This is a genomic window from Lacrimispora brassicae, assembly GCF_054772055.1.
On record NZ_BRYH01000001.1, the window covers coordinates 34,278 to 46,404 of the forward strand.

The 12,127-nt window shown below is 47.6% G+C and carries 12 protein-coding genes; 2 read left to right on the plus strand and 10 right to left on the minus strand.

Translation table 11 applies throughout. From position 1 onward, the window contains the following. The first annotated feature begins 104 nt into the window (after positions 1-104). Positions 105-1,514 carry a polysaccharide deacetylase family protein gene (locus ACYVD3_RS00165; protein WP_460640485.1) on the plus strand — a complete coding sequence of 470 codons (1,410 nt, stop codon included), beginning with the start codon at positions 105-107 and terminating at the stop codon, positions 1,512-1,514. Between the two features lie 256 nt (positions 1,515-1,770). Here the strand turns inward: ACYVD3_RS00165 and ACYVD3_RS00170 are convergent, their stop codons facing one another. Together ACYVD3_RS00170 and ACYVD3_RS00175 are read right to left on the minus strand one after the other, a co-directional pair. Further along, positions 1,771-2,724 carry a TIGR03943 family putative permease subunit gene (locus ACYVD3_RS00170; protein ID WP_460640486.1) on the minus strand — a complete coding sequence of 318 codons (954 nt, stop codon included), beginning with the start codon at positions 2,722-2,724 and terminating at the stop codon, positions 1,771-1,773. 17 nt (positions 2,725-2,741) lie between these two features. Then, positions 2,742-3,827: a CobW family GTP-binding protein gene (locus ACYVD3_RS00175; RefSeq protein ID WP_460640487.1), complete on the minus strand. Its 1,086-nt coding sequence runs from the start codon at positions 3,825-3,827 to the stop codon at positions 2,742-2,744. A 247-nt stretch (positions 3,828-4,074) separates the two neighbouring features. Here ACYVD3_RS00175 and ACYVD3_RS00180 point away from each other — a divergent pair, with 247 nt between their 5' ends. Next, entirely contained in the window at positions 4,075-5,100 is a 1,026-nt protein-coding gene (locus tag ACYVD3_RS00180; RefSeq protein ID WP_460640488.1) for a PTS transporter subunit IIC, read from the plus strand. A gap of 62 nt (positions 5,101-5,162) precedes the next feature. Here ACYVD3_RS00180 and ACYVD3_RS00185 read toward each other — a convergent pair whose 3' ends face one another. The 8 genes from ACYVD3_RS00185 to ACYVD3_RS00220 form a co-directional block, all read right to left on the minus strand. Continuing rightward, a complete protein-coding gene (locus ACYVD3_RS00185) occupies positions 5,163-5,351 on the minus strand; it encodes a FeoB-associated Cys-rich membrane protein (RefSeq protein WP_460640489.1) in 189 nt (62 codons plus the stop codon). 20 nt (positions 5,352-5,371) lie between these two features. Beyond that, positions 5,372-6,025, minus strand: coding sequence for a potassium channel family protein (locus ACYVD3_RS00190; RefSeq protein ID WP_460640490.1), 654 nt, complete (start codon positions 6,023-6,025; stop codon positions 5,372-5,374). Between the two features lie 18 nt (positions 6,026-6,043). Further along, the gene (locus ACYVD3_RS00195) at positions 6,044-7,405 is read right to left on the minus strand and encodes a TrkH family potassium uptake protein (protein WP_460640599.1); all 1,362 of its coding nucleotides are present in this window, start codon (positions 7,403-7,405) and stop codon (positions 6,044-6,046) included. 1 nt (position 7,406) lies between these two features. Then, entirely contained in the window at positions 7,407-8,276 is an 870-nt protein-coding gene (locus ACYVD3_RS00200) for a metal ABC transporter permease (RefSeq protein ID WP_460640491.1), read from the minus strand. Positions 8,277-8,278: 2 nt separating this feature from the next. Beyond that, a complete protein-coding gene (locus tag ACYVD3_RS00205) occupies positions 8,279-8,983 on the minus strand; it encodes a metal ABC transporter ATP-binding protein (RefSeq protein ID WP_460640492.1) in 705 nt (234 codons plus the stop codon). Then, positions 8,980-9,987: a metal ABC transporter substrate-binding protein gene (locus tag ACYVD3_RS00210; protein WP_460640493.1), complete on the minus strand. Its 1,008-nt coding sequence runs from the start codon at positions 9,985-9,987 to the stop codon at positions 8,980-8,982. Before ACYVD3_RS00210 ends, ACYVD3_RS00205 begins: the two co-directional genes overlap by 4 nt. Before the next feature lie 145 nt (positions 9,988-10,132). After that, entirely contained in the window at positions 10,133-11,158 is a 1,026-nt protein-coding gene (locus ACYVD3_RS00215) for an LCP family protein (protein ID WP_460640494.1), read from the minus strand. A gap of 79 nt (positions 11,159-11,237) precedes the next feature. Next, positions 11,238-11,891, minus strand: coding sequence for an HAD family hydrolase (locus ACYVD3_RS00220; RefSeq protein ID WP_460640495.1), 654 nt, complete (start codon positions 11,889-11,891; stop codon positions 11,238-11,240). Positions 11,892-12,127: the final 236 nt, after the last annotated feature.

The following is a 12,127-nucleotide window of genomic DNA, read 5'->3' on the forward strand; positions in this document are numbered from 1 at the left end:
CTGCTTTTCATTTCATCTTCCGGCAAAGTATGCTATACTTGTACCGGGAATATTTCAGTTTTTTCAATATTACCCCAATACTACAGAAATTATGAGGTTAAGCTATGAACAAACATGACTTTCGCGGAGGTTATTCCGGAAGAGGCCGGAGCAAGACATTGCAGGTTATCCTAATTGTTATTCTGGGAATATTAATCGTCACTGTTTTGACCCTATGCGGAATTGCGATCAACAAGAACTTTAATAACAAGGCATTGCCCGCAGATTCCTCAGTCGCAGAGCTCCCTTCTGAGAAAGACCCCCAGACTCCTTCCACCCCAGAGACCACATCAAGCGAACAGGCCAATGAAGAAAACTTAAAATCTCTTCTTTCCCAGGCGGAAGCTCTTGCTGTAGTGTATGATTACGACGGAGCCATCAATCTCCTCCAGTCTGACCCCGGGTTCAGCACACGGGAAGAGGTTGTCTCTGCCATTGCCGGCTATCAGACCGCAAAGGATGCACTGGTGAGGATCAATCCCCAGGATGTCACCCATGTTTTCTTCCATTCACTTATTATGGATAATTCAAAAGCCTTTGACGGAGATTCCAAACAGGCAGGCTACAACCAGATGATGACCACCACGTCGGAATTTCTTAAGATCATGCAGTCCATGTATGACAAGGGATATGTTTTGGTAAAGATTCACGATCTTGCTTATGAAGGAAAGGATGAGAACGGCAATCCAAAATTTGTATACGGCGATATCATGCTTCCCCCAGGCAAAAAAGCCTTTGTCCTGTCACAGGATGACGTCTGCTATTATGAATATATGGAAGGTGACGGCTTTGCCTCCCGCATAATCATCGGAGAAGATGGATATCCCACCTGTGAGATGAAAATGGCTGACGGCAGCGTTTCTGTGGGAGATTACGATCTTGTACCCATTCTTGAAACCTTTATAAAAACCCATCCTGACTTTTCCTATAAGGGAGCCAGGGGGATCCTGGCCTTTACAGGCTATAACGGGATCCTGGGATACCGGACAGATGAATCCTATAAAGACACCAATCCCAATTATGAAGCGGACCGGGAACAGGCTGCAAAGGTAGCCCAGGTCTTAAAAGACCATGGCTGGGAGCTGGCCTCCCACAGTTGGGGCCACCGGAATATGGGAACCATACACATGAGCCATTTTAAGGCGGACAGTGATAAATGGAAACGCAACGTTGAATCCTTAACAGGCCCCACGGACATTATCCTCTTCCCCTTTGGAAGTGATATCGGAAGCTGGACTCCTTATACCAATGACAATGAGCGCTTTACATATTTAAAATCCCTTGGGTTCCGCTATTTCTGCAACGTGGACGCCAGCAAACCCGCCTGGATGCAGATGGGCACCGACTATTTCCGCCAGGCCCGGAGAAACTTAGACGGATACCGGATGTATTATTATCCCGACAGTTTAACGGATCTGTTTAATGTTCCTGATGTTTTTGATCCGGACAGACCCACACCAGTGCCTCCCATGTAACTTTTTAAAAATAAAACCGAAAAACCAGCACCTGGATCAATAAGAGGTTTGGAATCTTTGAGAAAAGCCGTAGACTTTTGAAGTCCTGCGGCTTTTCTCTTTCCTTATATTCGTTGTAAAAAAGGCGAAAGAAATAATTTCCATACAAACAAAGCCGTCCTGCTGATTTACTGTCAGCAGGACGGCTTTCTGTCAGCCCAAACTCATGTCATGGGAGACAATTTCTGATTTCTGGAAGCAGACTTATGTTTCTTTTCTAAAACTGCACAAACCCTTTGATGGGCTGGGCCGGAACCACAGACTCCGCATACAATACGGGGCCTTCTCCTTCATAATCTTTCCAGAACTCATAGGCGATCTTTGCCTTGACACGGATCCACTGCTTTGTTTCTAAATCCCTTGCCTCCCTGGACTTTGTGACAAAGCCCAAAAAGGTCATATCATCCTCGCAGCAGGTCATTGCCATACGTCCGGGCACAAAATAATTTTTCGGGAAATCAGGAGTTTTCAAAGCCATAGCGGTAAATTCTACGGTCTTTCCCTCATAACGGTCCCGTCTTTCCATACAATCAATATACCAGATGCCATAGGCTTCCGGTGAAATTTCCACCACATCGGCACTCATATCATAGGGCAGGTCTTCCTCCGAAATCTCATTGACCTCTCCATCGGAATCCTCAAATACGATCTCCCCCTTGGGACACATGGCCTTAAGAGTCCGCCGGTATCCGGATAAATCTTCGATTCCGTCGCAGCGGTTGCAAATAACCATCTCCGAATTTCGGACCATGGAATACAGCAAAGGCTTCATATTTGCAGAATAAAGGTCAAAGGTGGACATGTCGATCAAGGTGATCTGCTGATGGATTTTCCAGTCATCAGGGAGCTTCAATTCATCCATACTCCACATCCCATTCCATTCGATGAGAACCCGTTCCGGATTGTAAAGCAGTTCCAGCTCCAAAAGCCTGTCCGGGTTCAACTCCTCAATGCTTTCAATAAATATCCCTGCTGTCCTGGTGCGTTTTAACAGGGACTGGTCATATTCGGTTTCACCGTCTTCACATACAATCAACAAGGTTTTTCCTTCAGCCTTAAAATAATCCTGTTCCATGGTGAACTGAAGGAACTGGGTCTTTCCAGACTCTAAAAATCCATTTATGAGGAATACCGGCATAAAGTCGTCTTCCATTTTATCCGTTTTGCTCATGGTTCCCTCCATTCCGATTATCTTCCAAAGGACTTTTTAAGTTCCTCTTCCTTTAAATTCGCTCCGATCACGCAAATCTTGCCGGTATATTGCGGCGCTCCGTTCCGGATCTCGTATTGCTCCGGAACCAGGTCAAAGTAAAGCCACGTGCCCTTTTCTTCGCCTGGAATCATGCCCTTTGCACGAAGTACATCACCAAAACGATCTCCATAAGCCAACTCATCAAGAATCTTGTCCAGCTCTTCTTTGCTCATAGCCCCTACATTCTCAAGGCCCCAACTGTTAAATACTTCATCCGCATCATGGCCGTGATCGTGGCCACAGCTACAGCCTTCGCCATGGTCGTGGTGGTGATGCTCGTGGCTGTGCTCTTCTTCATGGTCATGATGGCCGCCACAGCCGCATTCTTCTGCCTCATGGTCATGGTGGCCTCCGCAGCCGCATTCTTCCCCTTCATGGTGATGACGGCGCTCTTTTACTTCCTTCATCAAATCCTCTGCCATTGTATCCGGTTTTTCAATGATCTCCAGAAGCTGTTTTCCGGTCAGTTCCTCATATGGAGTCGTTACAACGGTTGCCTTTGGATTCAGCTCCCGAATGATCTGGACTGCCTGATCTGCCTTGTCGGCAGAAGCGATATCCGTACGGCTCAATACAACGGTTCCCGCATTTTCGATCTGATTGTTAAAAAATTCACCGAAATTTTTTCTGTACATTTTGCATTTCTGTGCATCCACAATGGTAACCGCACTGTTTAAGGTCACTTCCGCTTCAGAAGCTACGTCTATGACCGCTTTCATGACATCGGATAATTTTCCCACTCCTGACGGTTCAATGATCACCCGGTCCGGATGGTATTTTGTCAGCACTTCTTCAAGGGATTTACCAAAATCACCTACCAGGGAGCAACAGATACAGCCGGAATTCATTTCCCTGATCTCGATCCCTGCATCCTTTAAAAAACCTCCGTCAATACCGATTTCACCAAATTCATTTTCAATCAGGACAACCTGCTCTCCAGCAATGGCTTCCTGCAGCAGTTTCTTAATAAAAGTTGTTTTCCCGGCTCCAAGAAAACCGGAAATAATATCAATTTTCGTCATATTAATAGGTACCTCTTTTCTTTCCAGAGTTTTACATGAAATTACATTTATTTATTGTGTCACAAACCTTAAACAAAGTCAAGCAGCGGTCCAAGGGTTTTTCCGGCGGATATTGTTTAAAAATTATCAATTTTAGCAAAATCCTTCAAAAAACCTTGCAATCTGATGATTTTATGGTAGAATACATGACAACTGCTTTGACAAAGGTCAAATGTGTGCACCAAACTATTTAAAGGAGATTTCTAACATGGAAACAGGCGGCGTAAAAGAATTCCTCAAGAGGAAAAACGTCACAATTACTGTCCAGACCTATCTCATTGATGCATTGGGTGCTATGGCATTTGGCCTTTTTGCGTCACTTTTGATCGGAACCATATTCGGTACTCTGGGTCAGCAATTCAATCTCACTATTTTCAATGTGATCGCGGATTACGCGAAAAGTGCAACCGGAGCAGCCCTTGGAGTTGCCATTGCCTATGCTCTTCATGCCCCTGCCCTGGTCCTTTTTTCTGCAGCGACCGTGGGCATTGCCGGCAATGCTCTTGGCGGGCCTGTAGGCGCTCTTGCTGCAACGGTGGTTGCCACGGAGCTGGGAAAGATCGTCTCAAAGGAAACCCGGCTGGACATTCTGGTCACCCCGGGAGTGACCATCATTTCCGGAGTCCTCATTGCCCAGTCCGTAGGACCGGGAGTGGCAGGCTTTATGAGCTGGTTTGGTTCTCTTGTGAATACAGCCACCGAGCTCCAGCCATTATTTATGGGAATCCTGGTATCCGCACTGATCGGCATCGCCCTGACCCTGCCCATCAGCAGTGCTGCCATCTGCATCGCCTTATCCCTTGACGGCCTGGCAGGAGGAGCCGCCACAGCCGGCTGCTGTGCACAGATGATCGGCTTTGCCGTCCTTTCCTTCCGGGAAAACGGGGTAGGCGGCCTTATGGCCCAGGGTCTTGGCACCAGCATGCTGCAGATGGGAAACATTGTGAAGAATCCAAAAGTCTGGATCGCTCCCACCCTTGCCTCCATGATAACCGGTCCCATAGCCACCATGGTATTCCGGCTAAAAAACATACCGGCAGGCTCCGGCATGGGCACCTGCGGGCTGGTAGGCCCCATCGGCGTCTATACTGCCATGAAAGGCGGGACTTTCATGTGGCTTGGAATCCTGATGGTATGCTTTTTGCTTCCTGCCCTCCTCACCCTTCTGTTGGGTGAAATACTTAGAAAGATGGGCTGGATCAAATTCGGAGACTTAAAACTGGATTTAAAATAAGGAAAAAAGCCGAAGGAGGATACCGCAAAAAACAGGCGGCATCCTCCTTCGGCTTTTATCTTTTATAACTCCTTCTCTTCTTCCTCAGACTTCCCAAAGGGGCAATGACTGCAGCCTCCGCCACAGCCCCCACAGCCGCAGCAGCCGCCTCTCTTATTTTTAATGAACTTTCTGACTGAAAAACACACCAGCACCAAAAGAATCAGGGCGATGAAAACTGTGGAACCATTGGAAGCTAACCATGCAGGCATATCAAACCTCCTACGCACTTCTACTTTAATTCCTTTAGTATATGCTCAATATGCTCTCTTTTGCCAATCACCATCAAATGTTCCTGGGCCTGGATCACATAATCCGCCGGCGGCATGAGCTGGGCTCTTCCTTCCCGCTTGATTCCAAGGACGCTGATATGATACCGGTTTCTGATATCCACTTCTCTTATGGACTTGTGGATCCATTCAGGAAGCGGCGGGATCTCATAAATGGAATATTCCGGCGTCAGCTCAATATAGTCAAATACATGGTCCGTACTGTAACGGACAGACAGCTTTTCCGCAATGTCCCTGTCCGGATAAATGACTTCATCTGCTCCGTTTCGCAGCAGGAATTTGGCATGGATATCACGGTTGGCCTTACTGATCACCCTTCTGCCTCCCAGTTCCTTAACCAGACTGGTGATTTCCAGACTGCTCTGAAAATTCGTCCCTATGCATACAAAGCATAGATCAAAATTAGATATTCCCAAACTTCTTAAGACCGTCTCATTGGTGCAGTCGCCTACCTTTGCACTGGTAACATAGGGAAGTAAATCCTCCAGGAACTCTTCCTTCTGGTCCACGATCATGATATCGTTGCCAAGTCTTGCCATATTGATGCACAGATGATGACCAAATCGGCCAAGTCCAATAATTAATATTGATTTCATGATTTTACTCCTTTTCCTTTAACCTACATTGATCGTTTCCGTCACTTGTGCCACATGAGCCTTGCGCTGGCTCTGGGCAAATGCCAGGGCAAACGATAAGCTTCCGATCCTTCCGCTGTACATAAGGATAATAATGATCACCCGGGATACGGAATAAAGATCTCTGGTGATGCCTGTGGTCATTCCTACCGTTCCGATGGCAGACGCGGTTTCAAACAGTATGTCCGAAAATCCCAGGGGCTGAATTGCCATAATGGCCAGGGAAGCGGAAAGAGCCAGGAACAGGTTGATGGTCAAAATGGCTCCGGCACGCTTGATGGCGGCATCTTCCAGACGCCTTCCAAAAATATTGACCCCGTAGGTTTGCTTGATATTGGAATGGACGCACATAAGAAGGACAAATACAGTGGTGGTCTTAATTCCTCCTGCCGTAGATCCGGGGCTTCCTCCGATGAACATGAGGATTATGGTCAGAAGCTTGCTCCCATTAGTCAGCGCCGCCGTATCGGTGGTATTAAAACCGGCGGTTCTGGCGGTTACGGAGCTGAACAGAGACGTTAAGATCTGCCCGCTTGCATTCATCCCCACCAGCAGGTTGTTCCGTTCCAGCAGATAGAACAGGAACCCTCCTCCAAAAACCAGGACTGCGGTGCTCACCAAAACCATTTTTGTATGGAGCATATATTTTTTAAAGCGAAGCTTATGCCTGTATAAATCTTCCCATACGATAAAACCGATACCGCCTATGATGATCAGGGACATGATCACCAGGTTCACCAGCCAGTCATCGTAATAAGAGACAAAGGAGCTGTAGGGAGTCTGATTTCCCATTAAATCAAATCCCGCATTACAGAACGCGGAAATGGAGTGGAAAATGCCGTAAAACGTCCCCCTCCAGAATCCGTATTTCGGAATAAAACGGATGGCCAGAAGAATGGCCCCGGCCCCTTCAAAAAGGCAGGTGCCTTTTATGATGCCTTTGGCCAGCCTTACGACCCCGCCGATCTGCAGGGTATTAACGCTTTCCTGTAAAAGCCCTCTCTCCTTTAACCCGATCTTCCGCCTGAGCACAATGGAAATAAACACGCCCACCGTGACAAACCCAAGGCCTCCGATCTGTATCATGGTCAGGATCACCATCTGGCCAAACAGTGACCACTGGGTCCAGGTATCCCTGACAATCAGTCCTGTTACGCAGGAGGCACTGGTGGCTGTAAACAGGCAGCTTAAAAAATCTTCTGACTGCCCATCCCTGCTGGAAACAGGAAGCATTAAAAGAAGTGCCCCTGTCATAATCAAACAAAAAAATCCATAAGCAATAAACTGCGTCTGGCTCACATGCCACTTAGGCCGCTTTAATTGTTTTCCTTCTATGTTCATTTCACTGTCTTTCCTCTTTTTCTGCGGTCCCATGTTCCGCCTTTTTACCGGCCCGGCTCATCCTGGCCGCATATCCGGCCCCTGAGAAAACCAGAAACGCCGCCAGATTCACCATCACCACGCTGGCTCCCGCCGGGATGGAATAACGGTAGGATGCCATCATACCCATTACAAAGCACACAACCGACAAGATCCCTGAGGATACCACCACTCCCCGGAAGCTTTTAAACACCCGCATGGAAGTAAGAGACGGGAAAATAATGAGGCTGGAGATCAGCATGGCTCCCATCATCCTCATGCCCAGAACAATGGTAACAGCGGTTAAAACCGCAATCAGTACATTATACCAGGATACGTTCACACCCGTTGCCCTTGCAAAGCTTTCATCAAAGGTCACGGAAAAAATCTTATTATAGCAGATCAAAAACAGTCCCAGCACAAAAAAGGACAGGATCACGCTTAAACGGACATCCCCCTTACTCATGGCCAGTATACTTCCAAACATATAGCTGCTCACATCCGTAGTCATTCCCGTGGTCATGGAGGTGACAATAATGCCCGCTGCCAGCGCAACGGCAGATATCATGGCAATGGCCGCATCACTTTTCATCTTTCCGTTCTCTGTGATCCGCAGAAGGAAAAATGCAGCCACCACCACCACCGGCACCGATATCCTTAAAGGAGACCACCCAAAAGCCACTGCAAAGGACAAGGCTCCAAAGGAGACATGGGACAGTCCGTCGCCAATCATGGAATACCGTCTCAGCACCAGGCTGACCCCTAAAAGAGACGCACATAAGGAAACCAGGACCCCTCCTGCCAAAGCCCTGACCAGAAATGGATAGGACAGCATTTCACCGATCATTCCCATCTTTACGCACCTCCTGTATACATATATCCGGCATCACTTTTTAAATAATCTTTTGTAGGTCCGTAAAACAGAACCTCCCGCTTGAGATGGAGGATCTTATCCGCCTGTTTCACCACATTGGCAATATCATGGGATACCATTAAGATGGAGACCCCTTCCCCCCGGTTCAGTTTGCGGATTATTTCATAGAATTCTCCAATGGCAGAGGGGTCAAGGCCTGTAATGGGCTCGTCCATAATCAGAAGCTTGTCCGTGGCGCAGAGGGCTCTGGCAATCAGGGTCCTCTGCTGCTGGCCTCCCGATAATTCCCGGTAGCATTGTCCGGATATATCTGCGATCCCTAACCGTTCCATATTTTCAGCCCCACGCCTTTTTTCCTTTCCGGAATAAAAGGGCAGGATTCCTCTGCGGCTTAAGCAGCCCGATAGGACCACCTCATAAACCGTTGCCGGAAAGTCCTTCTGGGCCGCAGTCTGCTGAGGCAGATAGCCGATCCCGCTTTTTTTTAATTCATCGGACATTGATATGGTGCCTCCTGTTGGCTTTAACAGCCCTAAAAGCCCCTTCATCAAGGTGCTTTTTCCAGAACCGTTCTCACCAACGATACAGACATATTCTCCTGGATTCACGTCCATAGTCACATCCACCACAGCATCCTGGTTCTCATATCCAAAATCCACATGACTGCATTGTATTAATGGGTTCATTCATCCAATCCTCTTCTTAAATTAATTACATTCTGCTCCATAAGCTCAAGATAGGTGACACCGCCATCAAATTCCCGCCTTGAAACATTGTGGCAGGAATGAAGCAAAAGGGGCTTTGCTCCTGTCTCTTCTCCAATGATCTCCGATACCCTGTGGCTGGAAAGTTCCAGGTAATAGATCACCGGAATCTGTTCCAGACGCATCCTGTCAATGAGGTAGGCAATGGTTTTGGCGCTGGGTTCCGTGTCCGTGCTGCAGCCTGAAAACGCTGCCCGATAACGAAGGCCATATTCATCCGCCAGATAACGGAAAGGAAATTTATCTCCCACAACGATCATGTCACGCTTTTTATTTTCAGCCACCTGGCGGAACTCACTGTCAAGGTTCTTAAGCTTTCCAAGGTATGCCTGGGCTCTTTCTTCATAAAAATCCCTGTTTTCCGGGTCTTCCTCCACCAGAGTGTCCCGGATGGCTTCCACCAGGGTCATGGCATTAACAGGAGAGGTCCAGATATGCTCATCGTATTCCATCTCCTCCTGGTGGCCGTCTCCCCCGGCCTGATCATCGCCTTCTTCCAGGTGGTGTTCTTCCTCTTCCATCCCTTCCACCAGCTCTTCCTGTACCGCGTTCACATAGTCCATTCCTGTGACAATGGTTATAGAACCTGAGTCAACCGCATTTATGACCTGGGAAAGCCAGTGCTCCAGGGCTCCCCCGTTACATATTAAAACGTCTGCCTCCTGGATCGCCAGCACATCTGCGGGAGTGGGCTCAAAGGAATGACTGTCCATTCCTGCCGGTACCACCATGGTCAGCTCCACCCGGTCCCCGGCTACCTGCCTTGTAAAATCATAGTATGGAAACAGGGTGGTAACAACCTTAAGCTTAGGCTCTCCTGTGTCAGAGGGCCTGCCGTTTCTGTTGCTGCATCCCCATAAGGGCGTAGCTGCAAGAGGAATCGCCAGGCATAAAAACAGGAGTCTTTTCCATCTATTTTTATTCATTTTTAATCTCCTATCTGATTCCATTTGCATAGTATAGCACACTTTATACTGAAGGAAAAGGACAGTTTTTCATTTGAGCAGGAAAAGGCCTGTAAACGGCAAAAGGAGAGAAACTCCTCCTGCCGTTTACAGGCCAAACAGCCTTTCAACCCTTATTTTTTACCCGAAGTTCGATCTGCCGGCTGATCTCCTTTACCTGGTCCGAGGGCTCGTAATTTTCTTCATCAAATAAAAACTGATGAAGCCTTTTCACATTTGATTCCAGCGTCACCGGGACAACACAATCCCTCTTTCCGATCATCACATCCTTAAGCTTTGACGGAAATCCTTCCGTTTCAGTTAAGTGGAACCTTTTTATATTTTTCATCAGAGGAAGCATATCCTTCATGCCGATGCTGGTGGATATCTGGGGAAACACAGCGGCAACCACCTTGCTGAGAGTAGCCGCATCCGCTTCCCTGGCCTTTATAAGAGCCAGGTCGGCCACTTCTCGCTGCCGCTCGGTCCGCTTAAAATCCGTATCCATTTTCCTCAGCCTTGCATAGGCAACCGCCTGAACCCCGTCTAAGTGGTTGGGGCCTTCCTTTTTTAAGTGATGGGAACCTACGCCCGTGGATTCCACAGTTTCCGTAATAAAGCCGTTAATCACCCGGAATTCCTCATGGCTGATATCCACATCGATCCCTCCCAGAAGATTAATGGCATCAGCCACTGCCTTCCAGCTAAATGAAGCATAATCGTCAATGGTCAAGTCCAGGTTTTCATTTAAAGCTTCAACGGCCTGTTTATGGCCGCCCTTAAAATATGCCTCATTGATCTTATCGTAACGCTCTTTATCTTCTATCTTTAAATAGGTGTCCCGGTAAACAGAAACCAGCCGTATTTCCCCAGTGCCAAGATTCACATTAAGGATCATCTGCATATCTGACCTGGTCCCCTTTCCAAGGGTCCCTTCCCTGGAATCCACGCCAAACACCGCCACGGTCCAGTAGCCCTCCATCTTTTCCTGGGTCTCAATGCTTATATTCGCATTTTGCATCTGAGGCATCTGTATCTTTGGTACCATCTGCGGCATGTGCATGATGTTCCAGGTATATCCCAGCATGGTCCCTATTAGCGCCGCCCAGACGGCCGCTATGGTAATCAATCCCCATTTTAAGTAATTAGTCATGGTTCCTCCCGTATTGTTAAATAAAAAAAAGAAGAGATGGAATTCTTATCTCTCCTTAATTTTCCTTTATTTTGAAATTTTATTCAAAAACATATTCAATCTCACTGGGATGGTCGATAATATACTTGGGTTGAAACGCTTCCAGTTCTGCACGCTCACGAAAACCCCAGGTCACAGCCACCGTATCCATTCCGGCATTGATGCCTGTCCTCATATCCGTGTTGGTATCTCCAAAATAAAGGCACTGGGAAGGCTTTGCATAAAAGTGCTCTGCCGCCATAAAGGCTCCTGATGGATCCGGCTTGCATTTCACCCCGTTGCCTTCCCCTATGATCAGGTCAAAAAATCCTCTGCCGAAAACAGCTTCCACGCATTCCACGGCACGTTCATGGCCTTTGTTGGTCAGCACTCCGATCTTAATTCCCTTATCCTTAAGGAATTTTAAAAACTCTGCTATCCCTTCGTATGGCTCCACCTTGTAAAGACAGTTTTTCTCAAAGGTATCCTCATAAAATGCAAGGGCCTCTTCAAAATGGGTCAGCTTATCATCTCCCGAATAAATCAGGGCCCGTTCTACCAGCGTTTTAAATCCGTCACCTACAAACTTCTTGGTGTGGGCCACATCAACCGGCTCATAGCCAAAATGCTCCATGGTCAGGCTGATACTGTAAGCCAGGGAATGGATGGTGTTGATAATGGTCCCATCCAGATCAAATATACAGCATTTATACATGGTTTTCTCCTTCCTGCTCTCTTCCTGTTAAGAACTCCTTCTCCTGCCATAAGGCGGCATAAGGAATTTTGACGATTAAGTCCTGCTTCTTAAGATTATAGAACAAAACCGCTTAAAAATCCACCCCAACCGCAGCCCCATGAGAAAGCGCCCAAAATCTGCCGGAATTATCACAGATTTAAACCTCCGTGCCTGGATGGGGAAAAAGCGTCCCAGCCTTCCGGCCGGGACGCTTG